At 57.4% G+C, this 24,826-nt stretch carries 28 protein-coding genes, 1 tRNA gene and 2 pseudogenes; 20 read left to right on the top strand and 11 right to left on the bottom strand.

The window, feature by feature from the left end; translation table 11 throughout:
- Positions 1-59: 59 nt before the first annotated feature.
- The 3 genes from G5179_RS04550 to G5179_RS04540 all read right to left on the bottom strand — a co-directional run bounded on the left by G5179_RS04550 (position 60) and on the right by G5179_RS04540 (position 2,078).
- Positions 60-611 carry a hemerythrin domain-containing protein gene (locus G5179_RS04550; protein WP_216951846.1) on the bottom strand — a complete coding sequence of 184 codons (552 nt, stop codon included), beginning with the start codon at positions 609-611 and terminating at the stop codon, positions 60-62.
- Between the two features lie 72 nt (positions 612-683).
- On the bottom strand, positions 684-1,361 hold the full coding sequence (ung, locus tag G5179_RS04545) for a uracil-DNA glycosylase (RefSeq protein WP_421209582.1): 678 nt from the start codon (positions 1,359-1,361) through the stop codon (positions 684-686).
- 69 nt (positions 1,362-1,430) lie between these two features.
- Positions 1,431-2,078: a substrate-binding periplasmic protein gene (locus G5179_RS04540; RefSeq protein ID WP_421257962.1), complete on the bottom strand. Its 648-nt coding sequence runs from the start codon at positions 2,076-2,078 to the stop codon at positions 1,431-1,433.
- 459 nt (positions 2,079-2,537) lie between these two features.
- Between G5179_RS04540 and grcA the strand changes: the two genes are divergently transcribed.
- On the top strand, positions 2,538-2,918 hold the full coding sequence (gene grcA, locus G5179_RS04535; protein WP_005334936.1) for an autonomous glycyl radical cofactor GrcA: 381 nt from the start codon (positions 2,538-2,540) through the stop codon (positions 2,916-2,918).
- A 149-nt stretch (positions 2,919-3,067) separates the two neighbouring features.
- Here grcA and kdsA read toward each other — a convergent pair whose 3' ends face one another.
- The 6 genes from kdsA to hemA form a co-directional block, all read right to left on the bottom strand.
- On the bottom strand, positions 3,068-3,922 hold the full coding sequence (gene kdsA / locus G5179_RS04530) for a 3-deoxy-8-phosphooctulonate synthase (RefSeq protein ID WP_005334937.1): 855 nt from the start codon (positions 3,920-3,922) through the stop codon (positions 3,068-3,070).
- A gap of 96 nt (positions 3,923-4,018) precedes the next feature.
- Positions 4,019-4,819, bottom strand: coding sequence for a SirB1 family protein (locus G5179_RS04525; RefSeq protein WP_005362204.1), 801 nt, complete (start codon positions 4,817-4,819; stop codon positions 4,019-4,021).
- 12 nt (positions 4,820-4,831) lie between these two features.
- Positions 4,832-5,215 carry a SirB2 family protein gene (locus tag G5179_RS04520; RefSeq protein WP_005334939.1) on the bottom strand — a complete coding sequence of 128 codons (384 nt, stop codon included), beginning with the start codon at positions 5,213-5,215 and terminating at the stop codon, positions 4,832-4,834.
- 56 nt (positions 5,216-5,271) lie between these two features.
- Positions 5,272-6,123, bottom strand: a complete 852-nt coding sequence (gene prmC, locus G5179_RS04515) for a peptide chain release factor N(5)-glutamine methyltransferase (protein ID WP_421257961.1) — start codon at positions 6,121-6,123, stop codon at positions 5,272-5,274.
- Between the two features lie 61 nt (positions 6,124-6,184).
- Complete coding sequence (prfA, locus tag G5179_RS04510) at positions 6,185-7,273, bottom strand: peptide chain release factor 1 (RefSeq protein WP_252656212.1); 1,089 nt, start codon at positions 7,271-7,273, stop codon at positions 6,185-6,187.
- A gap of 51 nt (positions 7,274-7,324) precedes the next feature.
- Positions 7,325-8,584 carry a glutamyl-tRNA reductase gene (hemA, locus tag G5179_RS04505; RefSeq protein WP_005362209.1) on the bottom strand — a complete coding sequence of 420 codons (1,260 nt, stop codon included), beginning with the start codon at positions 8,582-8,584 and terminating at the stop codon, positions 7,325-7,327.
- Between the two features lie 126 nt (positions 8,585-8,710).
- On the opposite strand from hemA, the gene lolB reads away from it, so the two are divergent.
- The 10 genes and pseudogenes from lolB to G5179_RS04455 all read left to right on the top strand — a co-directional run bounded on the left by lolB (position 8,711) and on the right by G5179_RS04455 (position 18,787).
- Positions 8,711-9,289 (top strand): lipoprotein insertase outer membrane protein LolB, encoded by a 579-nt coding sequence (gene lolB, locus G5179_RS04500; RefSeq protein ID WP_005353907.1) that lies wholly within the window; start codon positions 8,711-8,713, stop codon positions 9,287-9,289.
- A pseudogene (gene ispE / locus G5179_RS04495) lies at positions 9,289-10,159 on the top strand (4-(cytidine 5'-diphospho)-2-C-methyl-D-erythritol kinase). Before lolB ends, ispE begins: the two are co-directional and overlap by 1 nt.
- A tRNA-Gln gene (locus G5179_RS04490) sits at positions 10,139-10,213 on the top strand. Before ispE ends, G5179_RS04490 begins: the two are co-directional and overlap by 21 nt.
- 195 nt (positions 10,214-10,408) lie before the next feature.
- Positions 10,409-11,356 carry a ribose-phosphate pyrophosphokinase gene (locus G5179_RS04485; protein ID WP_005343846.1) on the top strand — a complete coding sequence of 316 codons (948 nt, stop codon included), beginning with the start codon at positions 10,409-10,411 and terminating at the stop codon, positions 11,354-11,356.
- Between the two features lie 116 nt (positions 11,357-11,472).
- Positions 11,473-13,461 carry a bifunctional metallophosphatase/5'-nucleotidase gene (locus tag G5179_RS04480; RefSeq protein ID WP_421257960.1) on the top strand — a complete coding sequence of 663 codons (1,989 nt, stop codon included), beginning with the start codon at positions 11,473-11,475 and terminating at the stop codon, positions 13,459-13,461.
- 218 nt (positions 13,462-13,679) lie between these two features.
- Positions 13,680-14,276: an aminoacyl-tRNA hydrolase gene (gene pth / locus G5179_RS04475; protein WP_058059203.1), complete on the top strand. Its 597-nt coding sequence runs from the start codon at positions 13,680-13,682 to the stop codon at positions 14,274-14,276.
- 116 nt (positions 14,277-14,392) lie between these two features.
- Positions 14,393-15,484 carry a redox-regulated ATPase YchF gene (ychF, locus tag G5179_RS04470; protein ID WP_005353921.1) on the top strand — a complete coding sequence of 364 codons (1,092 nt, stop codon included), beginning with the start codon at positions 14,393-14,395 and terminating at the stop codon, positions 15,482-15,484.
- Positions 15,485-15,831: 347 nt separating this feature from the next.
- The gene (locus tag G5179_RS04465; RefSeq protein ID WP_421257959.1) at positions 15,832-16,740 is read left to right on the top strand and encodes a DUF932 domain-containing protein; all 909 of its coding nucleotides are present in this window, start codon (positions 15,832-15,834) and stop codon (positions 16,738-16,740) included.
- A gap of 94 nt (positions 16,741-16,834) precedes the next feature.
- Positions 16,835-17,810: pseudogene (locus G5179_RS04460) on the top strand (YqaJ viral recombinase family protein).
- Positions 17,807-18,787 carry a hypothetical protein gene (locus tag G5179_RS04455; protein WP_421257958.1) on the top strand — a complete coding sequence of 327 codons (981 nt, stop codon included), beginning with the start codon at positions 17,807-17,809 and terminating at the stop codon, positions 18,785-18,787. Before G5179_RS04460 ends, G5179_RS04455 begins: the two are co-directional and overlap by 4 nt.
- A gap of 11 nt (positions 18,788-18,798) precedes the next feature.
- Here the strand turns inward: G5179_RS04455 and G5179_RS04450 are convergent, their stop codons facing one another.
- Positions 18,799-19,149, bottom strand: a complete 351-nt coding sequence (locus G5179_RS04450) for a helix-turn-helix domain-containing protein (RefSeq protein WP_421257957.1) — start codon at positions 19,147-19,149, stop codon at positions 18,799-18,801.
- A gap of 221 nt (positions 19,150-19,370) precedes the next feature.
- Here G5179_RS04450 and G5179_RS04445 point away from each other — a divergent pair, with 221 nt between their 5' ends.
- From G5179_RS04445 to G5179_RS04410, 8 genes are all read left to right on the top strand, one after another.
- Positions 19,371-19,691: a hypothetical protein gene (locus tag G5179_RS04445; protein ID WP_421257956.1), complete on the top strand. Its 321-nt coding sequence runs from the start codon at positions 19,371-19,373 to the stop codon at positions 19,689-19,691.
- A 10-nt stretch (positions 19,692-19,701) separates the two neighbouring features.
- On the top strand, positions 19,702-20,493 hold the full coding sequence (locus G5179_RS04440) for a hypothetical protein (protein ID WP_421257955.1): 792 nt from the start codon (positions 19,702-19,704) through the stop codon (positions 20,491-20,493).
- Positions 20,471-21,034 carry a lecithin retinol acyltransferase family protein gene (locus G5179_RS04435; protein ID WP_421257954.1) on the top strand — a complete coding sequence of 188 codons (564 nt, stop codon included), beginning with the start codon at positions 20,471-20,473 and terminating at the stop codon, positions 21,032-21,034. The genes G5179_RS04440 and G5179_RS04435 overlap by 23 nt, the downstream gene beginning before the upstream one ends.
- Before the next feature lie 26 nt (positions 21,035-21,060).
- Entirely contained in the window at positions 21,061-21,486 is a 426-nt protein-coding gene (locus G5179_RS04430) for a DUF2787 domain-containing protein (protein ID WP_421257953.1), read from the top strand.
- Positions 21,487-21,495: 9 nt separating this feature from the next.
- Positions 21,496-21,906, top strand: coding sequence for a hypothetical protein (locus G5179_RS04425; protein ID WP_421257952.1), 411 nt, complete (start codon positions 21,496-21,498; stop codon positions 21,904-21,906).
- Complete coding sequence (locus tag G5179_RS04420) at positions 21,899-22,204, top strand: hypothetical protein (protein ID WP_421257951.1); 306 nt, start codon at positions 21,899-21,901, stop codon at positions 22,202-22,204. Before G5179_RS04425 ends, G5179_RS04420 begins: the two co-directional genes overlap by 8 nt.
- Before the next feature lie 63 nt (positions 22,205-22,267).
- Positions 22,268-22,768, top strand: coding sequence for a RadC family protein (gene radC / locus G5179_RS04415; RefSeq protein ID WP_421257950.1), 501 nt, complete (start codon positions 22,268-22,270; stop codon positions 22,766-22,768).
- A gap of 71 nt (positions 22,769-22,839) precedes the next feature.
- Positions 22,840-23,142: a hypothetical protein gene (locus G5179_RS04410; protein WP_421257949.1), complete on the top strand. Its 303-nt coding sequence runs from the start codon at positions 22,840-22,842 to the stop codon at positions 23,140-23,142.
- Between the two features lie 77 nt (positions 23,143-23,219).
- Here G5179_RS04410 and G5179_RS04405 read toward each other — a convergent pair whose 3' ends face one another.
- Positions 23,220-23,642, bottom strand: a complete 423-nt coding sequence (locus G5179_RS04405; RefSeq protein ID WP_331484355.1) for a helix-turn-helix domain-containing protein — start codon at positions 23,640-23,642, stop codon at positions 23,220-23,222.
- 268 nt (positions 23,643-23,910) lie between these two features.
- On the opposite strand from G5179_RS04405, the gene G5179_RS04400 reads away from it, so the two are divergent.
- Positions 23,911-24,678, top strand: coding sequence for a hypothetical protein (locus G5179_RS04400; protein ID WP_151286334.1), 768 nt, complete (start codon positions 23,911-23,913; stop codon positions 24,676-24,678).
- The last annotated feature ends 148 nt before the right edge of the window (positions 24,679-24,826 follow it).

The raw sequence follows: 24,826 nt of genomic DNA, 5'->3' as shown, positions 1-24,826 counted from the left end.
GCACATTGGCCGGGTAACACCTGCACAGTCAGATGACTGATGACCGAAAGCCGCGTGCGTCAGCTGGCAGCAAAAGGCAGGGAGAGGCGCTTGGCAAGCGCCTGGAAGTGCTGGCTGATCTCGGCACCAAACAGAGGATCACCGATAGCTCGGTTCTGCCAGTTTTGCTCCAGATGACGCCAGTCATCCTCGGTCAGGGAGTCACGCAGATGGGGGAAGATCACCCCTTCTTCGTAGTTCATGTGTGCCTCTTGCAGCTCCACGAAGCGCTCCAGCTTGGCGGTGAACTGATCGAGCGGGATCACCGCATCCATCAGGATCATCTCCACCATCTCCTTGAGCTCGGTCCCCGCCTCCAGCAACTTGAGATGCTCCTCATGCAAGCGGTTCGCGACATCCCCCTCCACCACCCGGTATTTCAGGTAGTAGTCATAGACAAGATCTTCCTTGGGGTGGTGATACTTGTCAGAAACCTCCCGCAGATAATCGATGACATCGCGCACCAGAAAATAGCTGATAGGTTGCTCGGCACGAATGGCGGCCAGCTTCTGCTTCAGCAGATCCAGCAGTCGGGCGATATTGAGGTGATCCTTGTGCAGACTCGATAACATGGGCACTCCTTGGCGCTGAAATAAAATGTTACTTTCCTGAGTATACGGTCATTTGTCGCCCGAACTTTGCACTCAATCAAGTGGTTGGCAGACAGATTGCCATTCGATCGGGCTTTTACCCTGCAATTCCAGCAGGCGGTTGGTCTCGGAAAAGTGGCCGCAGCCGATAAAACCACGGTGGGCAGAAAGGGGGCTGGGATGGGGTGCCGTCAACACGTGGTGGCGCTGCCGGTCGATAAAACGCCCTTTCTTCTGGGCATGGGAGCCCCACAACAGAAATACCACCCCGTTACAACTGGCATTGATCTGCTCGATGACCCGATCGGTGAAGGTTTCCCACCCCAGATGGGCATGAGAGTGTGCCTGACCGGCCTGCACTGTCAGCACTGTGTTGAGCAGCAGAACCCCCTGTCTGGCCCAGGACTCCAGAAAACCGTGATTGGGTGTGACGAAACCAGGCAGATCCCGCTGCATCTCCTTATAGATGTTGACCAGTGAGGGGGGAGTACGCACCCCGGGCAGGACGGAGAAGCAGAGACCATGTGCCTGATTCGGGCCATGGTAGGGATCCTGCCCCAGGATCACCACCTTGACCTGATCCAGTTCGGTCAGTTTGAAAGCATTGAACACATCGGCCGCGGGGGGGTAGATCACCTTGCCCGCTTCCCGCTCTGCCCTGACGGTCGCCAGCGTACACTTGAAATAGTCCTGCTCTTTTTCAGAGCCAATCACATCACTCCAGGTCAGCACCCCGGCCTCCTCACTTGATACGGCGAAGGAGTCAGGATAGGGGGGCAGCCCGCAAGACGCAACCGTGACTCACACTTTCCAGAGCCTGGCGAGCCGGCCGGAGCGCTCCAGTTTGTGCAGACCGGCGTTAAACAGCAACATCAAGCGGCGGGCATCGGGATCGGCCTTGCGCATCAGCAGATAGCCCGGCTGGGACCAGATGGGATCGGGGGCACCACTCAATGCTGCCGCTTGGGGATGACGAAAGAGAACCTGCTGAAACAGAACCTGTGCCACCTGTTCATCCATGACCAGATAACGAATGCGTCCGGTGAGCAGTTTCTCCATGCTCTCCTCATCGGAGTCGGACCACTCAAGAGACAACTCGGATTGCCTTGCTGCAAACCCTTCACCATAAAAATAGCCACGGGTAACCCCGACAGGCTCGTTTTTCAGCTCACCCAAACTGACCAATGGCGAACCATTAAGTGCAAGCAGACGGGTCGTAAATTTGCCCAGCGATGCAGAGAGATAGAAGTGCTGCTCGCGCTCGCGAGAGCGAAACCAGGGCATGGTAATCATATAACGTCCTTCAAGAGTCAGGCTGTATGCCTCAGACCAGGGGTAGAAATGAAAGCTGACATCGACCCCCTGCTCGGCAAAGGCCTCACGTACCACCTCACAGAGAAACCCCTGATTGGGCAGCGACTCACTGATATAAGGCGGCCATTCGCCCACCGCTATGCGTACTGTTTCGGCCCGGACCACAGCTGTGATTGCCCAGCAACAGAACAGGGCCAACCATCCCCACATTCGCCACCTGATATTCACCCGACACTCTCCTTGCTTTCTGCTGAGTGTAGCCAACTCCTCAATCCACCACAGAAAAGCCGAAAAAGATGTAGTTAAATTACTAGATTAAAAAGATAAAAGATGCATAATTTTGATATCTTACAAAATCAGAAAAATGACCCATTTTTGATTCAACTCAAGAATTTAATCCCATTTAAATGGCGCTTTATTGATTTTTATTGATCTAGATCAATTTTAGTAATATTACCAACATGGTATATATGACCCCATCAAAGCAAAGGTGTAAGGCAAGGGCCCTTTAAGCCACCGCAATTAACGGTAGCTTAAATACATCAGGGTAATTTCCTTACAGTTGGATTCGCGTTCCCATTGAGGAGTCATACCATGATCAAAGGCATTCAAATCACCCAGGCCGCCAACACCGCTCTGCTGAACTCTTTCTGGCTGCTGGACGAAGAGAAGCAACAAGCTCGCTGCATCTGCGTCAAAGGCGATGCTTTCGCTGCTGATCAAGAAGTGCAACTGGCTGACCTGGGTCAGTTCGAATACCGCGAACTGCCGGTTCAGGCTGAGCCTGCTGTTGAAGGTGGCCAGCACCTGAACGTCAACGTGCTGCGTCGCGAAACTCTGGAAGATGCTATCGAAAACCCGGAGAAGTACCCGCAGCTGACCATCCGTGTATCTGGCTACGCAGTGCGTTTCAACGCCCTGACCCCGGAACAGCAGCGTGACGTGGTTACCCGTACTTTCACCCAGAGCCTGTAATCAGCGCCCTGCAGTGAAGAGCTGATACTTGCGGTATCAGCACAAAAAACGGCCGACTGGCCGTTTTTTTATGCGTGCTTGTCACCGCATCCTTATCAAAAAATGCCCCGCATTGCGGGGCATTTTCATCAGGCATGACAGCGTCGGGATCAGGCCGAGGTATCGAGAGGTTCGAAACCCTTGATCAGGTCATCAATGGCCTTCATCTGTTTGAGGAAGCCTTCCAGCTTCTCCAGCGGCAGGGCACTCGGGCCATCGCAGCGAGCAATTTTCGGATCCGGGTGGGACTCGATAAAGAGACCGGCCAGACCGACCGCCATGCCGGCACGTGCCAGCTCGGTCACCTGTTCGCGACGGCCACCGGAGGCGGCACCCAGCGGATCACGGCACTGCAGGGAGTGGGTCACGTCAAAGATCACCGGATAGCCACCGGTGCTCTTCTTCATCACGCCCAGACCCAGCATGTCCACCACCAGGTTGTCGTAGCCGAAGTTGGCACCGCGCTCGCACAGGATCAGCTGGTCGTTGCCGCACTCCTCGAACTTGTCGGTGATGTTCTTCATCTGGCTTGGGCTCAGGAACTGCGGCTTCTTGATGTTGATGACGTTGCCGGTGCGGGCCATGGCTTCCACCAGATCGGTCTGGCGTGCCAGGAAAGCGGGCAGCTGGATAACGTCAACCACCTCGGCGACCGGCTTGGCCTGATGGGGTTCGTGCAGATCGGAGATGACCGGCATGCCGAAGGTCGCTTTCAGCTCCTGGAAAATCTTCATCCCCTCTTCCAGACCCGGACCGCGGTAGGAGTGGATGGAGGAGCGGTTGGCCTTGTCCCAGCTCGCCTTGAAGACAAACGGGATGCCCAGCTTGCTGGTCACTTCCACGTACTTCTCGCACACCGCCATCGCCATGTCGCGGGATTCCAGCACGTTCATGCCGCCAAACAGCACGAACGGTTTGTCGTTGGCAACGTCGATCTGGTTGATCTTGATATTCTTCTGTTCCATCTAAGACTTCCTTAATGAAGGGGCCTGAAGCCAAGTTACTCCGTTGCAGCCGAGCGCTGCGGCCTTGATATTCTTCTGTTTAGTCTCAAGCCGCCCTTAATGGAGGGGCTTGGGGCTCAGGTCCAGCGCGGCCAGCTGCACTTTCAGCACATCGGCCACCGGATCGTCCGGGCATTGTTCAATAAAATATTCAAAATCGTCGGCGGCCTGGCGCGGGCAATCGAGCTGCTCGTAGATAAAGCCGCGATCCCGCGTCTCCAGCGGATCGCCGGGCTTCATCCGCAACAACAGCTCGCTGCAACGCAGCGCCTCGGGCATGCGATCTTCCCGCAGCAGGGCACCCTTGCTGACGTTGAGCAGCCGTTCGATGATCTCCCACTGGCCGGAGGGCTGCAGGTAGTCGGGGGTCAGGGTTGCCAAGTCCCCCAACGCACCGCGCAGCAGCAGCTCGATGCGGGCCAGACTCAGCTCGTCGCCGGTAAAGGGGTCGACATAGACCTCCCCCTCGCCACCGGCAAAGCTCACCAGGAAGTGGCCGGGGAAGCAGATCCCCTCTACATCGAGCCCGAGCTTGCGCCCCAGCTGGATAATGAGAATGCCGAGACTGACCGGGATCCCCTTGCGCTGCACCAGCACCTGATTGAGGTCACAGTTGTTGGCAGAAAAATAGTCCTGCCAGTCGCCATGAAAACCGAGGCTGTGGTAGAAGCCCTGCAGCAACTGTTGGCGCACCTCGTCGCAAGTGCCCTCTTCAATCTGCTCGTCCAGCCACTCGTCCAGCAGGTTCAACTCGCGGATCCCCTCCTCGACCGAGCCATAAATTTCGTCACTGACTGACAACGCCAGCTCGGTGATGTCGTGGGCTTCGAAATCGGTCCATTCGTCTATGTGTAACATTCTCTTCATGCCTTAGCCGAACACACTCGTCTGTTTGAGCACTGCCAACTTGGCAATAAAGTAGATCCAGCCGAGCGCCCCCAGAAAGGAGCACCAGCGCACCAGATTGCTTTTGGCAAGCCGCAGCGCCATCGCAGCCAGAAATACCAGCACCAGAATGGCCATCAGCTTCTCGCTGAGCCAGGGCGTTCCGTTATTGAGCGGGTTGAGATCCAGCACCATGCAGAGCAATACGCCGGAAAGCACCACCAGACCGTTGAGCCAGCCGCTGACCTTCATCACCGGCGCGCTATAGGCTCGGCCAGTGGCGGTCTGTACCCAGTAGAAGCGGAGCATAAACATCAGCACGGCCCCGGCAATCAGGGTGAGGTGCAGGTGTTTGAGCACAAAAACCATATTCAATCCTTGCATGGGGGCGCACAGGCAACCCGCCGTGTAACAGTGAGGAACCGTCAGCGCAGCGGGCAGAGGCCCAGCGTCACCCTGTCGTTATCCCCGTAATCGCGCACCGTGGCTACCTCACGGTAGCCGCCATCACGCAGCAACTGACGCACCGCCTCCCCCTGATCCCAGCCATGCTCCAGCAGCAACCAGCCATCGGTCAGCAGATAAGCGGGGGCGTGGGCCACGATGTGGCGGATATCGGCCAGCCCGGCGTCATCGGCAACCAGCGCCGAGCGGGGTTCAAAGCGCACGTCACCCTGCTCGAGATGGGGATCGGCGCCATCAATATAGGGGGGATTGGAGACAATCACCGCAAAACGTGGCGTTTCGTCGCGATCCGGCTCGTCAAGGGGCTCGAACCAGCTACCGTTGCGCACCTCGATGGGTAACCCCAGTGCGGCGCTGTTCTCGCGGGCCAGCGCCGCGGCATCGGCCATCCGATCCACCGCCAACACATCGATCTCGGGCCGCTCGGACTTGAGCGCCAGCGCGATGGCGCCGGTGCCGGTGCCCAGATCCAGCACGGCGCACGGCCCTTGCGGGATTCTGGTCAGCGCCTGCTCGACCAGCACCTCGGTATCGGGGCGCGGGATCAGGGTCGCCGGGCTCACCTTGAGGGGCAGCGACCAGAACTCCCGCTCGCCAACGAGATGGGCGATGGGTTCGCCATTGAGACGACGAGCCAGCCACGTCTGCAGGGTGGCCTGCTGGGCGGCATCCAGCTCACGCTCGGGCCAGGTAATCAGATAGCTGCGACGACACCCGAGCAGATGACAGAGCAGTACATCGGCATCGGCGCGGGGGGACTCCCCCTCAGCCAACACAGTCATGATATGGGCGCGGGCCTGCTGGATCTGCATCAGTGCCACTCCACCTTATGGGCACAACACTTAATGCGAGCTTGCCGGATCACCATTTGCATCAGTTGTTCTCGGCCAGCGAGGCGAGCTGATCGGCCTGATACTCCTGCACCAGCGGCGTGATGACGCAGTCCAGATCCCCTTCCAAAATTTCGGAGAGGCGATAGAGAGTCAGGTTGATGCGATGCTCGGAGAGGCGGCCCTGCGGATAGTTGTAGGTGCGAATGCGCTCGGAACGATCACCGGAGCCCACCAGATTGCGGCGGGTGCTCTGCTCGGCGGCGCGATGGCGCTCATCCTCGGCCGCTTGCAGGCGGGCGGAGAGCACCGACATCGCCTTGGCGCGGTTCTTGTGCTGGGAGCGCTCGTCCTGACACTCCACCACCAGCCCGGTCGGCAGGTGGGTGATACGAATGGCCGAGTCGGTCTTGTTGACGTGCTGACCACCAGCACCGGAGGCGCGGAAGGTGTCGATCTTCAGATCGGAAGGGTTGATCTCGATCTGCTCGGCTTCCGGCACTTCCGGCAGCACGGCGACGGTACAGGCGGAGGTGTGCACCCGACCCTGAGATTCGGTCTCCGGCACCCGCTGTACCCGGTGACCACCGGATTCAAACTTGAGACGGCCATAGACGCGCTCGCCGTCGATCTTGGCGATCACCTCCTTGTAGCCACCGTATTCACCGTCATTGCAGCTGACGATGGAGACGCGCCAGCCCTGACGCTCGGCAAACCGTGAATACATGCGGAACAGGTCACCGGCAAAGATGGCCGCTTCGTCGCCACCGGCACCGGCGCGGATCTCCAGATAGCAATTGTTGTCATCCTTGGGATCCTTGGGCAGCAACATCAGTTGCAGCTCCTGCTCCAGCGCCTCCAGATTGGCCTTGGCCTGCGGCAGCTCCTCCTGCGCCATCTCGCGCAGGTCGGCATCATCCTCCTCCAGCATCATCTGGGTGGTCTCAAGATCATCCTGCGCCTGACGGTAACGCTGGAAGGCGTGAACGATATCTTCCAGCTGGGCATATTCGCGTGTCAGGGCGCGGTAGCGATCCTGATCCGAGACCACGTCTGGCTCGCCGAGCATGGCCTGTACTTCTTCGTGGCGCTCGATGAGGCCTTCCAGCTTTCTGATCAGTGACGGATTCATAACTCTTGCATTCTCAATGGAGGACGGAACAACCGGCAGGTTGCCCGAAAATTATGGCTCTTGTGACAACCCCAGCGCCTGCCGCAAGCGGGAGAGCTCGCTCTGATCCCCCTGGGAGGCAGCCTGGCGCAACGCCTGGGTCGGCGCGTGGATCAACTTGTTGGTGAGGCGATGGGCCATCGCCTTGAGCGCCTGTTCGGCACTCTCGCCCTGCGCCAATGCCAGCAGGGCCCGTTGCAACTCTTCATCAGCCACTTGCTGGGACTGATGGCGATAATCGCGAATGAGGTCGACCGAGCTCTGGCCGCGATACCAGCCCATAAACTCGTCGCGCTCTTCCTGCACGATCACTTCCGCCTGTGCGGCAGCCCGTTTACGGGTTTCGAGGTTCTGCTCGATGATCCCCTGCAAATCATCCACCGTGTAGAGATAGGCATCGGAGAGCTCATCGACTTCGGCTTCGATGTCGCGCGGCACGGCAATATCCACCAGAAACATGGGTTTGAAGCGGCGGGCCTTCAGCGCGCGCTCCACCATCCCCTTGCCGATGATGGGTAAAGGACTGGCCGTCGAGCTGATGACAATATCCGCCTCGTGCAGATAGTCGGGGATCTCTTCGAGCGTCATCACCTGGGCACCGAATTCGGCCGCCAGGGTCTGGGCACGCTGCAGGGTGCGGTTAGCCACCATCATCTTGGTGACGTTCTGCTCGCGCAGATGACGGGCAACCAGTTCAATGGTCTCCCCCGCCCCGACCAGCAGTACCTTGGTCTGGGAGAGATCGGAGAAGATCCGCCGACCCAGGCTGACGGCGGCAAACGCCACCGACACGGCACTCGCGCCAATCTCGGTATCGGTGCGCACTCTTTTCGCCACCGAGAAGGATTTCTGGAACAGCCGCTCCAGCGCCCCCTTCACCGACTCCGCCTGCTGGGCATGAGCGTAGGATTGCTTGATCTGCCCCAGGATCTGCGGCTCCCCCAGCACCAGCGAGTCGAGCCCGCACGCCACCCGCATCAGGTGGCGCACCGCCTCTTCATCGTGATGCTGATAGATGGCAGTGACCAGTTCGGCCGCGTCCAGCCCGTGGAACTGCTGCAGCCAGCGCAGCACTTGCTCCTGCCGCTCCTCTTCCAGATTGCAATAGAGTTCGGTCCGGTTGCAGGTGGAGACGATCACCGCCTCGCTGACACCGGGTTGGCTCACCAGCTCACGCAAGGCGCGATCGATGCAGTCCGGGCCAAAGGCGACCCGTTCCCGCAAGGCGACACTGGCGGTGTTGTGGTTGATTCCGAGGGCAAGCAAACTCATGAGTGGGCGACGATCATTTCATACGCTGGGTGCAAAGGCTGCCAATTGTACGAGAAAGGGTAAGTCTTTAAAAGCAATACGGCCGCCCCGTATACTGTGGCAAATTCCTCTCTCTGGAGCCGTCTCTTGCTGCTACGTATTTTTACCCTCACCTGCCTGCTGTTGCTGGCCGGTTGTGCCACCACCCAGCCCCAGCGTGACCAGGTGAACTGGAACCAGGAGCGGACCCGTCTCGAGCAGCTGACCCACTGGCAGCTATCCGGCAAGATGGCCATCATCACTCCCCAGCAAAAGGGCAGCGCCCGTCTCAACTGGCAGCAGGATGGGGAGGATTATCGCCTCAACCTCACCAGCCTGATTGGCACCAGCATTCTGGAGCTCTCCCGCAGCAAGGGGGAGATCACCCTGCTCGACAGCGACGGCAATCGCCACCAGAGCCAGGATGCCGAAGCACTCATCTATCAACTGACCGGCTGGAATATTCCGGTTGCTGGATTGCCAGAGTGGATCAAGGGGCTGCCGGGTCAGGCGGAGTTTGAACTCAACCCCGACAGCAGTCTGGCCAGCGTGCGCGACGGCCAGTGGCAGATCGTCTATGGCGATTATCGGGATCAGGATGGCTACCGCCTGCCGCACCAGCTGACCATGACCGGCCAGAACAGCCGCCTCAAGCTTCAGATCAACCAATGGACTCTTGCACGTTAATGGCTTCCACACGCTGGCCGGCACCGGCCAAACTCAACCTGTTTCTACACGTCAATGGCCGTCGTCCCGATGGCTATCACGAGCTGCAGACCCTGTTTATCTTCCTCAACCACAGCGACTGGCTCGAGTTCGAGGTGATACCGAATAGCGACACTCTCACCCTGAGCCCGGCCATTCCCGGTGTGCCGGATGAGCAGAATCTGATTATCCGGGCGGCGCGCCTGCTGCAGGCAACCCTGTCGAGCCCGCAAGGTGCCCATATCCGGCTGGAAAAAGTGCTTCCCATGGGAGGCGGTATTGGCGGCGGTTCATCCGATGCAGCGACCACGCTGGTAGCGCTTAACCACCTCTGGCAGGCGGGTTTGAGTGAAGATGAACTGGCTGCGCTCGGCGTCCAGCTGGGGGCCGATGTGCCGGTGTTTGTCCGTGGCAAGGCGGCCTTTGCCGAAGGGGTGGGCGAGCGGCTGCAACCGGTCGAACTACCCGATGCCTGGTATCTGGTACTCAAACCCGATTGCCATGTAGCGACCGCAGCCGTATTCCAGGATCCGGAGCTGCCGAGAGCCACGCCGAAAATGTCGCTGGACAACCTGCTGGAAGGCGAGTGGAAAAACGATTGCGAATCACTGGTGAAAAAGCGCCACCCCGAGGTTGCCAATGCGCTCGGCTGGTTGCTAGAATACGCGCCGTCAAGAATGACGGGCACAGGAGCCTGCGTCTTTGCTCAATTTGAAGACGAAGTGACTGCTCGGGAAGTGTTGGCCTGCGTGCCGAAGGGACTTGATGGGTTTGTCGCCAAGGGCGAGAACATATCACCTCTCTTCTCCACATTGCAACAGTTCAAATGATTGGGGTATCGCCAAGCGGTAAGGCAGCGGGTTTTGATCTCGCCATTCCTAGGTTCGAATCCTAGTACCCCAGCCAATTTTACCGAACGGTATTGATGATGATTAACGTGGCCGGTTTTGCACTCGGCCACGGATTCGGGTTACCGGTATCATCACATTCATTGGGCAGCAGACACCTTGTACGTTATCTTGATAAATCGTTTGCCCCAAAACGATAGGGTCTGATTTCAGACTCCCCCACATACTGGATGCAACCCCGAGGTTTCAAACCGTGCCTGACATGAAGCTGTTTGCTGGTAACGCAACGCCGGAACTAGCCCAGAAGATCGCAGATCGCCTGTTTATCAAACTCGGCAATGCTGCCGTAGGTCGCTTTAGCGACGGCGAGATCAGCGTACAGATCAATGAGAATGTACGTGGTGGCGATATCTTCATCATTCAATCCACCTGTGCCCCGACCAACGACAATTTGATGGAATTGATCGTCATGGTGGATGCTCTGCGTCGTGCTTCAGCTGGCCGTATCACTGCTGTTATCCCCTACTTTGGTTATGCCCGTCAGGACCGCCGCGTCCGCTCCGCCCGTGTGCCCATCACCGCCAAGGTTGTCGCTGACTTCCTCTCCAGCGTCGGTGTGGATCGCGTGCTGACCGTTGACCTGCATGCCGAGCAAATTCAAGGTTTCTTTGACGTTCCGGTAGACAACGTGTTCGGTAGCCCGGTGCTGCTGGAAGACATGAAGTCCAAGAACCTCGAGTCTCCTGTCGTTGTCTCCCCGGACATCGGTGGCGTCGTGCGTGCCCGCGCCATCGCCAAGCTGCTGGATGACACCGACATCGCCATCATCGACAAGCGCCGTCCCCGCCCGAACGTCTCCCAGGTCATGCACCTGATCGGTGACGTTGCCGGCCGCGACTGCATCATCGTTGATGACATGATCGACACCGGCGGCACCCTGTGCAAAGCCGCAGAGGCCCTGAAAGAGCGCGGTGCCAAGCGTGTATTCGCCTACGCTACCCACCCGGTCTTCTCCGGTTCCGCCGTCGAGAACATCAAGAACTCCGTTATCGATGAACTGATCATCACCGACTCCATCCCGCTCACTGCGGAGATGAAAGCGGTCGGCAAGGTCAAGCAGCTGACGCTGTCAACTGTACTGGCCGAAGCCATTCGTCGCATCAGCAACGAAGAGTCCATCTCTGCCATGTTTGAGCATTGATAGATTCAGCAATAACGAAAACCGCCATCAGGCGGTTTTCGTCTTTCTGGACCTTCTCTTTCCAACTTTCTGCTATCTGGTACGACCCTGCCCCCGGCAGGCTTAAGGATTTACCCATGAATTGCTTGCGTCCCCTCCTGCTCGCGACCCTTACCTCCGCCCTGTTCGCCTGTCAGCCCGTCAAAGAGAACCCGCCCTTCGTGCTGACCCTGGCTCACATGAACGACACCCACTCCCAGTTTGATCCGGTCAATGCGGAGATCAAAGGGCAGATCTTTGCCCAGCAGGGGGAGACGGACACCCTCTATACCCGCTTTGGCGGTTATCCGCGCCTGCTGACCATGGCGAAAGCCTATCAGGCCGAGGCGCTGGCCAAGAACCAGCCCTTGCTGCTGCTGCACGGCGGCGATGCCTGGCAGGGTAGCGGCTACTTCAAGCTCAACGAGGGGATGGCCAACGCCGAGTTGCTGAGCCAGTTCGGCCTCGATGCCATGGCGCTGGGCAACCACGAGTTCGATCTGGATAACCAGAAGCTGGCCCGCTTCATCGAGGGGGTCAACTTCCCGGTGCTGGCCGCCAACCTCGACACCAAGGCCGATCCGGCCCTCAGCAAGGCTGACAACCTCAAGCCCTTCGTGGTCTACGCCTTTGACGGCAACCAGAAGAGCCCAGTCACCGATCTCGACAACCTGCCGCAAGGCAAACAGCTGGTCGCCGTCATCGGTCTGGTACTGGAAGACATGGGCAATATCGCCCCCAACGTCGGCAAGCTGCGCTTTGGCAAGGAGGTCGCCTCGGCTCAGGCCACGGTCGACATGCTGCAAGCCAAGGGGATCCACCAGATCGTGGCACTCACCCACATCGGTAACGAGCGGGATCTGGCGCTGGCCGCCAAGGTAAACGGCCTCGATGCCATCGTCGGCGGCCACTCCCACAGCTTGCTCGGCGATTTTCGCAATATCGGCTGGGGCAAGACCGGCGATTACGCCAAGCTGGTGACCAATCCGGATGGCATCGGCAAAACCTGCGTGGTGCAGGCGGGCTCCTACGCCCAGGCCATCGGTCTGGCACAGGTGACCTTTGACAGCCAGGGTCAGGTGACTGACTGCCAGGGCCACAACAGCCTGCTGGCCAGCCGCGACTTCTTCGCCGATGCGGCGCGCAAGCAAGCGCTCGACGATGCCCGCAGCAAAGAGGCAAGCCAGTTTGTCGACAGCCAGCCCAATCTGGTGACCGTGGATGAAGATCCGCGTCTGCGCGGCATCATCGACAGCCACTACAAACCGGCGCTGGAGAAAGCCTACGGCCCGGTGATCGGTACCATCCCCGAGCAGCTGCAAAATGCCCGTCGCCCCGGCGACAACGGCAGCGACAGCCACGGCTCAGATGTAGCGCCGCTGGTTGCCGAAGGGGAGTTCTACTGGGCCAATACCCCAGCAGTGCAAGCCCTGACCGGTGGCCCGGTCGATTTTTCTCTGGTTGCGGTGGGCGGCGTGCGCGCCGACCTGCCTGCTGGCGAATGGCGCGAGGGGGATAGCGCCCTCACCCTGCTGCCGTTCAAGAACCAGCTCTCGGTGCTGACCCTGACTGGCGCCGAGGTGCGCGCCCTCCTGACCGAGACCATCACCGCCACCCTGCCCGCCAGCGCCCATGCCGGCAAGTTCCCCTATGGCGGTCACCTGCGTTACACCTTCCAGGAGACCGACGCAGGCAAGGCGGGCATCCTGACCCAATTGCAGCGCAAGACCGCAAGCGGCGAGTGGCAAGATCTGGTGGATAGCCAGCGCTATCGGGTAGTGATGAACGCCTACAGCGCCAACGGCAACGATGGCTGGCAAGCACTGGCCAATGCCCAGCGTCAGAAGAGCGAGCGGGTCGACATCGCCAGTGTCAATGGCAAGCTGACCGCCTTCCCGGTGCTGAAGGTGGCACAAAACGGTGAACTGCTGAGCGCCGTCTATGCCACGGGCCAGGCCCTCGATTGCAAAGCCAGCGGCGTGGATTGCGGCACCGATGCAGCGTCTTTCGTGGAGTATGTGCGCGATGCCCGTCCCACCCTGACCGCACTGGATGAAGAGACCGTCACCCTGCTGCGTACCAAATAACGACGGTAGTCAACCGGGCACAATCCATCGGCAAGCTGAAACGGGCCTCTTGCAAGAGGCCCGTTTGCCCACCGTTAGCCACCCATTGGCCGCAATAATGCTGCAAATCCCGCCATAACATGCGCATTGGTTGAGTGATCGCCACTCGGCGGCTAGAATATTGCGTCCTATTGCCCTGGGTAGTGTGCCCATGGCAGCTGCGAGTGAAGACATCAAGCGTGACAAGCGAAATCAAACTGATCGTCGGACTGGGCAACCCCGGCCCGGAATATGCCAAGACCCGCCACAATGCGGGCGCCTGGTATGTGGAGCAACTGGCCCGCTGGCACAATGTCAGCCTGCGTGAAGAACCCAAGTTCTTCGGCCATACTGCCCGCATCCTGGTCGAGGGGCAGGATGTGCGGCTGCTCATCCCGAACACCTATATGAACCTCTCTGGCAAGGCGGTGGCCGCACTGGCGCGTTTTTATCAGATTGAGCCGGAAGCGATTCTGGTGGCCCATGACGAACTGGATCTGCCGCCGGGCATCGCCAAGTTCAAGCAGGGCGGTGGTCACGGTGGCCATAACGGCCTCAAGGACATCATCGCCAAGATGGGCAACAACAATAACTTCTTCCGGCTGCGTCTCGGGATCGGCCATCCCGGCAGCAAAGAGCAGGTGGCAGGCTTCGTCCTGACCAAGGCCCCCAGCAGTGAACAGAACCTGATCGACGCCGCGCTGGACGAGTCCCTGCGCGCCACCGACATCCTGTTCAAACAAGATATGACCAAGGCCATGAATCGCTTGCACAGCTTCAAGGCTGAAAAGGGTTAGGTCGGTTTGACCCTGTACTGGCATTGTGCCGGTACATGAGCAACGACCAGAACAAGCATGACATGGGCCGCCTGCGGGCGACCCCCAACAGCATCCATCAAGTAAGGTAACAATCCATGGGTTTTAAATGCGGTATCGTGGGCCTGCCCAATGTAGGCAAATCCACCCTGTTCAACGCGCTGACCAAGGCCGGTATCGAAGCCGCCAACTTCCCGTTCTGCACCATCGAGCCGAACACAGGTGTGGTGCCGATGCCGGATCCCCGCCTCGATCAGCTGGCTGCCATCATCAATCCGCAGCGCGTTGTGCCGACCACCATGGAATTCGTCGACATCGCCGGTCTGGTTGCCGGCGCTTCCAAGGGTGAAGGTCTGGGTAACCAGTTCCTGGCCAACATCCGTGAAACCGAAGCAATCGGCCACGTTGTGCGCTGCTTCGACGACGAGAACATCATTCACGTTGCCGGCAAGGTCTCCCCTGCCGACGACATCGAGGTGATCAACACCGAGCTGGCCCTGTCGGATCTGGACGCCTGCGAGCGCGCCATTCACCGTCAGTCCAAGCGCGCCAAAGGCGGCGACAAGGATGCCAAGCTGGAAGTGGAAGTGCTTGAGAAGATCAAGGTTGCGCTGGAAAACGGCCAGATGATCCGCGGCATGAAGCTGGATAAAGAAGAGCTGGCCGCCGTGAGCCACCTCAACTTCCTGACCCTGAAACCCACCATGTATATCGCCAACGTGGCGGAAGATGGCTTCGAGAACAACCCCTATCTGGACAAGGTGCGTGAAATCGCCGCCGCCGAGAACGCTGTCGTGGTCGTGGTCTGCTGCGCCATCGAAGCCGACATCGCCGAACTGGACGATGAAGATCGCGCCGAGTTCATGGCTGACCTGGGCATCGAAGAGCCGGGCCTGAACCGCGTTATCCGCTCCGGCTACCAGCTGCTCAACCTGCAGACCTACTTCACCGCCGGTGTGAAAGAGGTACGCGCCTGGACTATTCCGGTCGGTGCCACTGCCCCGCAAGCGGCTGGCAAGATCCACACTGACTTTGAAAAAGGCTTTATTCGCGCCCAAACCATCGCCTTTGAAGACTTTATCAACTACAAGGGTGAGCAAGGCGCCAAGGAAGCGGGCAAGATGCGCGCTGAAGGGAAAGATTACATCGTCAAAGATGGCGATATTATGAACTTCCTGTTCAACGTCTAAAATAAAATTATCGTTTGTTTTCAGTTACATAAAACCGCATAGCGCAGCTACTATTAGTTTGAGTACACTTTTGCGTACACACTAGGCAGCGCTAGGCATGCATAATTGTTATCAAAAGGGCCTATCTAAAATCTGATAGGCCCTTCTCTTTCCCCGCTCCAACTGTACCTCCTTTTGAGTCCAATCTTTTAATTTGTACACCACAGTGCAGCAGCAGCGCTGCATTCCATAGCTAGAAACCAGACAAGTAAATAAGTCTCATTTGAATTAATTTCAGCTATATATTATCTCCATGAACCTACCCAAGGGACTGCACAGAGCAGTCCCTTTTTCATTGGAGATTTCTCATGGCTCACCTGATCGATACGATGGCCTACACCGGTCAAACGCCCTGGCATGGCCTTGGCAATGTTTTGCCCCCGCAACAATCTCTCGATATCTGGCTGCAGGCAGCCGGGATGAATTGGACCATCGAGCAGAGTGACGTGATGTTTAACGTCGCCTCCGATGCACTGCATATCCGTCCCTACAGCGACAGCAAGGTACTTTATCGCTCCGATACCCTTGCCCCCCTGTCGGTGGTCTCAAGTCGCTACAACGTGGTACAGCCTCATGAGGTGCTGCACTTCTATCAAGACCTGGTGGAAGCCGGTGGCTTTGAGCTGGAAACAGCAGGCTCGCTCAAAGGTGGCCGCAAGCTGTGGGCACTGGCTAAGACCGGCCAGGATCTAAAACTCAAAGGCAATGACTTGGTAAAGTCCTATCTACTGCTGGCAACCAGCTGCGAAGGCACGCTCTGCACCACGGCGCAGTTCACTTCTCTACGGGTGGTATGCAACAACACCCTGCAGATGGCACTGCGTGGCACTACCGGAGCCATCAAGGTGCCCCACTCCACTCAGTTCGATGCCGCTGCCGTCAAAGGGTCGCTTGGGCTCGGGCTGTCTCATTGGGATGAGTTCAAGACGCAGACCAAGGCGTTGGCACAACGGCCCGTAGCCCCTGAAGAGGCACTGCGCTTTTTCAGCGACCTGTTGGCGCAACCGCTGGATGAGCTCTATCAGGGCGCGGGTATGGGCTCAGAGCTTGCCAGCTCCCGTAATACCGCCTGGGGGCTGGTCAATGCGGTCACCGAATACGTGGATCACCACCGGCGTGCCCGCAGCCAAGATCACCGGCTTGATTCCGCCAGGTTTGGTCAGGGCGCCCAACTCAAATCCCAAGCCCTGAATCAGGCACTCACTCTGCTGCAGTAATTCCGCTTCCCCATTCAAACCGCATAACGACCTCACCCGGACTGGCGCAAGCCAATCCGGGCGTCGCCATTTATGCCGTCAACAAGGAGTCGTCATGATAGCAAAATATGGCCAAGCCTTGCGGCTGGCCTCTACTACCCAGTTAACCCGCGAGCAATGGCTTGCTATCCGCAAGCTCGGCATTGGTTCCTCGGATGCCGCCGTGGCCGTGGGGCTCTCTCCCTACAAATGCCCGCTCAGCCTGTGGTTGGAGAAGACTGGTCGTAAGGAGCCGGAAGATATCTCCCACAAGGAAGCGGTGCTGTGGGGCATTGAGCTAGAGCCGGTCTTGGCGCAGGTCTACGCCAAACGCACCGGCTACAAGGTGCGCCGGGTCAATGCGGTACTGCAACACCCCGAACAACTCTTCATGCTCGCCAACCTAGACCGGGAGGTAATCGGCCATCCCGATGGGCCGGGCATTCTGGAGATCAAGACCGCCAGCTATCACAGCGCGCCCCAGTGGGAGGAAGGGGTGCCTGTGGCTTACCAGTGTCAGGTACTCCATCAGTTGGCCGTCACCGGCCATGCCTGGGCCGAAGTGGCAGTGCTCATCGGCGGCCAGGATTTATCGCATCGAGCGTGACGAAGAGAAGATCCAAGATCTCATCGAGCGGGAAGCGCAGTTCTGGCAGATGGTGCAACAAGACCAGCAGCCCGAGCCTGACGGCTCCAGTGATGCCGCCAATGCCCTGAGCTGGCTGTTTCCGCGTGACGATGGCCAGACGGTGGATCTCTCCGATTCCGCCGAGTTCAACCAGCTGTTTGGCGAGCTACTGCGCTTGCGTCAGCAAAAGGAAGCTGTCGAGCTACAGGAGTCACAGCTCAAACAGCGGCTGCAAGCGACCTTGGGTGAAGCGACAGCCGGGCTGTTTGCCAACGGCAAGATCACCTGGAAGCGCAGTAAAGACCAGCTAGCACCGGATCTGGATAAGCTCGGTCAGGATCATCCCGACCTGCTCACCCGTTACGTCAAACCGGTACCCGGCGTGCGCCGTTTCACCATTCAACCCTTGAGGCAAACACCATGATCAAAGGACTGGCGATTACCCCGCCCGTGATCGGGCGGATCTGCATCGGCAAGCTGGTGCAAAAGCAGGATAAGTGGGTGCCGGAGAAGGACGACAGTTTCACCCTCACCACCCAGATACAGCAAAAGGGGGGATGGTTGCTCCATCCCCTGCATCAACACTACTCATCGCAGAAAAGTGGCCAAGGGCAGGAGCAAACCAAGATCCGCGCCATTCCGGTGCGAGTGCTGTTCAACGACAGCGACTTGAATCTGCGGGCGGAATACAGCGCCTTTGACCGGCAAACCGGCAGGCCGCTGTGTGTCGGGAATGGGGAGGTAGCAAGACGTATGGGGGCACAAGGCATGGAGGAGGTCAGCTGCCCTGGACCAGAGCGCTGCGCCTTTGCCGGGCAACAGGGTTGCAAGCTGTACGGGCGACTGAACCTGTTTGTGGAGGGGCAAGGGGATGAGCTGGGTAGCTTTATCTTCCGTACCACCGGCTACAACTCGGTGCGCACTCTGGCGGCTCGACTGAAGTACCTGGAGGCGGTGAGCGGGGGCCATACCCGCTATCTGCCGCTCACCCTGCGGTTGCGGGCCAAGAGCACTACCCAGTCGTACCGCACACCGGTCTACTACGTGGATTTAACCTTGCGGGAGGAAACCAACCTGACTGAGGCAGTCAGGCAAGCACAAGAGGCGGCACAGCGTGACCAGGAGGCGGGTCTCGCCATCGACCAGATGGAGCTGGCCGCGCGTGAATTGCTGCGTAACGGCCAGTTTGAGGATATCGATGAAGAGGTGCCGATGTTACTGGAGGAGTTCTATCCCGAAGCCAACAGTGACGAGACGGCGAACGGTAACGCAGAAGCAGTGGCGACTACCTCGCTTAACGCACCGCAAAGCCAAGCAACCATAGCGTCACAGAGGCCGCAACCAAGAAGGAGCCCACTCACCAACAAATTGGGAAAAGGGAGCCCATCCCCTCCCCAGTGAATGGCGGATAATCAGCGGGGACGCGCCAACCGCTCCACCAACCGTTCTACTGTTTCCAGCAACAGAGTTCGGTCAGCATCATCGAGCCGGGCCAGTTGCTGGCTCAGCACAATGCCCTGCTCGGTCGGGCGGTTACTGGTCTCGCGCAGAAAGTCCGCCAGCTCACAGCCAAACAGCTGAGCGAGCTCCGCCAGCCGCACCACGGTCGGCACCACAATCCCCCGCTCCATCCGGGAGACCGCCTCCATCCCGATATTGAGGTGTTCAGGCACCTGCTCCTGGGTAAACCCTGCTTGGTTACGCTGACGCCCAATCGCCTTACCCACGTTCTTGGCTAACTGCTCAAAGTTGATATCTGTCATAAGTCCTCCAACCAACTCTTATGGTTGGATATAGACCTGTTGACATGAAAAACCCTGAAAGGTGGGCATCAACCAAATAGGTTGATATTGGTACTTTAGCGTGGGATTTCAGAACGAAAGTAAATCCATCAACCAATACTCCACAACCCTCATTTCCCGCTGATTAACCACCGCATGGCCACGGGAAATGAAAAGACATTTTTTATCCATAAGGAGACATCATGAAACGTTACTTTGCTATCGCGGGCCTGCTTTTTCTGGCCCTGACCATCAATATCGCTTGGACGGGTAAAGCTCCCTGGCTTGGATTTTGTGGGCTGACCGCCACCTTCGTGTTCGGCACGCTTTTTACCGGGGTTGGCATGTGTATCGGGGAGTGGTTTCGCCGGTTTACTCACCCGGACTGGATCTCGACCAGCGGTGCAGTCGAGACCTTCAAGGCCAAGATATTTTGGCTGATGGAGCCGCAGGCCATCGGGGCTCTGATTGGCTTTTTCGCCTTTCAAGGCTTTATGAACAATATCCTCGGCTATGCCGTGTAAGGAGTGTGGGATGCATCAATGGATAATAGCCCTTCTGGGCTTACTGCTGACGCCTGCCGTACTGGCATTTGGCGACCATGGCCGCTGGAACGATGGCTGGGGTCAGGGGGTGACGGAGTATTCGGCAACGGTCGACGATGAGACCTATCTCTATCTCTCGTGCCAGATGGGCCAGCTTAATGGCATCACGCTCAATCAGGCGGGACAAGCAGCTACGAACAACGTCAGTTTGCGCATCAATGGTCATACCTACCCCCCGCTACCGAGCATGGTGGCAGGGAATGACAGCAAGGCGTTCTATGACATGTGGGCCGCGCTGCGCACAGCCAATTCGCTGCAAGCCATCACCCAGGATGACCGAACTGTTGAGCTGCCGGTAGCGGGTGTACAAGAGGCCCTGCCCGCTGCGACAGACGCTGCCTTTGGCTGCGCCTTCCCGACTCCGGAGCCTGAGCCAGCCGCCGCCCCCTTGAACTTTGAACTTCGCGCACAACAGGGCGTACTGCAGGTTGTGTCTCGTAATGACCCTGTCACGATTAATGACATCACCATCAACCGTGGCCAGTGTCAGTTAGACCGAGAAGTACCGAGCAATGATTGTGTCAGCGGTCGTGTGAAATGGAGTACTTGTCTCGACAGTAAAGGCAGGCTGAAGCCAGAGTACATCAAGCAGCAGGTTTTCCCTGTTGCAATCAACTTTGGACAGCAAGCTCGGTTTACTATCAAGTCAGCATCGCAGTGCCGGGTACTGGAGGTGGTTATTCACACTGACCGGGGGAATGTCGGTTACACCTTCGAATAAGCCCGACTCCACTTCGCTATGCCCGGTCTCGTACCGGGCTTTTTGTTTTCTAAAAGGAGCAGAGATGCAACCAGGTGACCATCTGGTCGTAAGCCGATGGGGCTATGACCATCACGGCCTCTACGCGGGCAATAACCACGTCATCCACTATACCGGGCCTTTCTCGAGTGAAGGCCCAGTGACAGGGCAGATTATTGTTTCATCGTTGGAGATATTTACAGGCAATGGCGACTGCTACCGGCGTGAATACAGCCACCGTTACTACAGTCCGAGCGAAAGCCTGGCGCGAGCGTATCAACGGCTGGGAGAGCGGGCCTACAACCTGCAGTTCAACAACTGCGAACACTTCGTGACCTGGTGTATCCAGGGCGTGCACCACAGTGAGCAGGTAGACCAGGCGTGGAGTACCGTCTTGCTAGCCATCACGCTTGCACAAACGCCCCTGCCACCGATCCGCACCACCGTGCCTACGTTCCCCGCACTACTCCCACCGCTCACGAACAAGCTGCCAACCTGGCTAATGCCCTGGCGACTGCGCTAGTCCCAACCCTTTATTCGGAGAACATCATGACCATTCCCTTTTTCCGGGACGGCTTTGCCCTGCCCGTAGCCCAAGCATTGCTGGTTCTGCTCAACCAGGAAGTCGCCAAAACCGAGCTCGATCTTGAGCGCTTAACCCAACTGACCTTCAACTTTCGCAACCCCGGCTACAGTGCCGAGCAAGGCGGTGTACACCCGGTCGAGATCCGCCTGATCCGTGGGCTAGATGGCTGGCTGTTCGATTACGTCACCGACTTCAGCTACCAGGGGCAGGGCCAAGATGCTGAGCTCTGCAAGGAGCTCGATTTCAACTTCCTCGATGGGGAACACACCATGTTGGGCTGGGAACCGCTGCGGCTGGCCGAAGCGCGAGAATTGTTCGACATCTGGCAAAGCAACTTCATAGCCTACTGCCGGTTGGAATGCTTCAGCGTCACGATCGCAGGAGATTAGGGGGACACGATGAGCCAAGAATTAGCGCTCTCCCACTACTCACGTCAGTGGTTGGGACAAATCGCCGCCAACGCCAAGATAACACCCACCCGCAGTGGTCAGCGTTGGCTGCTGCACCTGACACCGGATAGCCAACAAGCCAACACAGTCACCTTACAAGTGCGCTGGTCTGGCGTGCAGTGGCAACTGATCTCCCTCACCAATGCTGAGGACTGGCACACCATGAGCCGGCCGAGGGATGAAATCTGCATCGACCCCGAACGTCGCTGTTTCTGGCATTGCCAGGCAGGGCCAGTCCCGCTCACCGAGCAACCTCGCGTACTGGCCAACTTTCTGGCCGACCTGCAACGCATCTGCATTCATCGCGGCTATGCCGTGGCGAGTGACCCCATCCCTGACAAGGAGACCGAAGATGATTAACGCCGTGATCGCCATCGAGCTGGAGGCTTATCTTGAGCATGATGGTCAGATTGAAGCAGTGCATGACCAAAGCCAGCCGGTGGACGGTTACGCCCTCTACCTGCGCTATGAAAACGAATGGGGTGACGCACTGGCGCAATGGCTGTGCGATCACCCGGATCACTACTGGCTAACACGGGTAGGTAACTTGCTCGCCACCAGTTACCACATTCCGCTGCACGACTACACCCCGCACACCCTGGCGGCCAGAACACCGCCAACCAAGCCTGCGGTCACCCCCCATTCAGTAACCCATTAACCAACTAACTCGCCTACCCTGCCGCATCCCACGCGGTGGGGCGATGGCGTATGGAGCACCATCATGTTGCATCACAAACTGATCGCCGGGGAGATCCCCGGCACCTATCGGGTAACTGACCTTGTCACCGACGACGACCTGCTCACCATCGCCCAAGCTGTTGCCCGCAAGAAACTCGCCAAGGGCGTTGCCATCACCGATAAAAACTTGGCCCATCAAGCCCTGCAAGGACTGCTGCAAACACGGGATCGCGAAGTTTTTGCGGCACTGTTCCTCGATAACCAACACCGGATCCTGGCCTACGAGGAGCTGTTCCTTGGCACCCTGTCCGCTGCGACCGTCTACCCGCGCGATGTCGTCAAGCGGGCACTGCACCACAATGCAGCCGCCCTGATGCTGGTGCATAACCACCCCTCCGGCCACCCGGAACCTAGTAGAGCGGATATCGAGATCACCCAGCGATTGCAAAGCGCCTTGGCACTGGTGGATATCCGCACTCTGGATCATTTAGTGGTTGCAACAGAGGGAATTGTGTCGCTTACGGAGAGAGGATGCTTGGGTTAATCACTCTCGCTGTGGTTCCATTACCATTTTTGCTAAACTGTGCCGCTTAATTTCTACCAGAACGTCCGACGATGAAACTGTTAAACACCTACGATGACAAAGATGAAGCCGAAGAAGCGCTGACCAAACTCCTTGGTGAAAAACGCCTGGCCAGTGAACGAGATAGCACTGTGGTCATCTACAACCTGTTTGGCCAACCTACCTGGGGCAACTTCCATCGTCTTGGCATGTTTAACTTGCCGGAGCTGCAGATGATGCTGGAGCAGCGCAAAGCCGGACATACCATTGATCAGGCCCGACACAGCGAAATATTAAGCATGCTGCGCTATGCGGCACAATCCTTCGAACTGACCATTCCCGAGCATTGGCTGTAAATAATGCCGGGAATCCGGCTTTATTTTTTGGTTCTGTCAGCTTACCGGAATTGAATCACTGACCAAGAAATAGACACCTACTTGTTTGGCACTTTCTTAATATATTCCGCCACTCCCATCATCGCGGCACCAGCCAATGCCCCCAAACCAATGAGTGACATTTTTGATATCAGTGAGCTACTGGTCAGCCATTCTTCCTGATGCTCCTTTATTTCTGACTCTGATGGTAACTCGTAAACGACCTTAAGGCCTTGTTCCTCAAGGCTTTTAACCCTATCTTCAACGACTTTTAATAACTGCCAAAGCTCAAAGTGAAATGCTTTGGAAGCCTTTGCTAGATTTTCCAATGTACATGCCCGGCCAAGTTCCATTCGTCCCCATGTTGACTGGGTCAATCCCGCCACATTGGCGGCCATCAGTTGGCTTACGTTCCTTCTCTCCCTTTCCTCTGAAAGAACTGCACCAACTACAGCTGCATAGCTTACTTTTTTCTCTTCCATTCGATGCGTCACACCCTAAGCTTATGAAGTAAAAGGTTTTATAAGAAATCTCGACTCACATACTACCCATGAACAGACTGCTTTGTCAAAAAAAGCATAACAACCCACTTTACGGGTTGAGACTCACTTGCTAGTATCTCTTCGTGAGCTAGCGAACAAGACGCGATGCACAAAACAGCAGGTCCAAATCAAGCAACTTCTGGTGTGACTGCCACCTCTCTCAGTATTAGGCAATCAGCACACAGCGCATCCAACAGGGAGATATTGTATGGAAAAAATCTTGGCTAAATGTGAGTACGCAGACCTTGAGTACCTGTCCAGCGTCTTGGATAGCTATGTATCCTTTACTGATGACGCCGCCCGCAATGAGTTACTTCAAAAAAGTCATCACGCATCTTCAGCCAAAACGGAACTGTGCGCACTAATGGACAAACAGATCAGGTATTACGGATCTTCTGATGTTGCCTATGCTGTTCGCTCAGTCTTTTCATCGAGCAGTGATGGTGGAATCTCCTCCCTTGAGTTGATTGAGGATGTCTGCAAAAAGCTCAAAATTAACCTCAAACATGGGGGATCCATGGAGGGCCGACTGGAGCGACTAGTATCGGCAGTGGTAGAGAAAGAACTGCTATCAAAAAAACCTGCTGAACTCGCCGAGGCGTTCAAAAAAATGGGCATAGGAAATGCCGAAGCTGATTTAATAAAGGAGCATCTCGCAAAAAACGGTAAGGTGGCCATTCTCCCCGTTATCATCCAGATCCTTGGCCCCAAGGTTGCTCTCGGCCTAATAGAGACCATCATCATTAGCTTGATAGCCCAGATCGTCGGGCGTGAAGCGGCCAAAGCATTGGTCAAGGAATTCAGCAAGCGGAACCCGATGATAAATGCGCTCGGCCCTGTGGTGTGGGTCCTGTCGGGTGTGTGGCTTGCATACGATTTACAAGGCCCTGCTTTCAGAAAGACGATCCCTATCTGCCTCTATTTGGGCCTAGTTGCCCTACGGGACGGCCCTGCCGATAAACTCGTCGCTGCATAACGTTAGATCTGGTTCGAGTGTTCGAGATATCCCCTGCGGGTAATTTCGACATTGAAAACGGCTGGTAGGTGATGGTGTTGATTTGATGACAACACAACCACAGTCCCAGCCGTTTTTGCATTTAGTTCACGCTAAGGTGCGAAGAACT

Source organism: Aeromonas sp. 600886, from assembly GCF_049174935.1.
Lineage (GTDB): Bacteria > Pseudomonadota > Gammaproteobacteria > Enterobacterales > Aeromonadaceae > Aeromonas > Aeromonas veronii_A.
The sequence above is the reverse complement of the archived record's forward strand: the minus strand, read 5'-3'. Positions and strand labels throughout refer to the sequence as shown.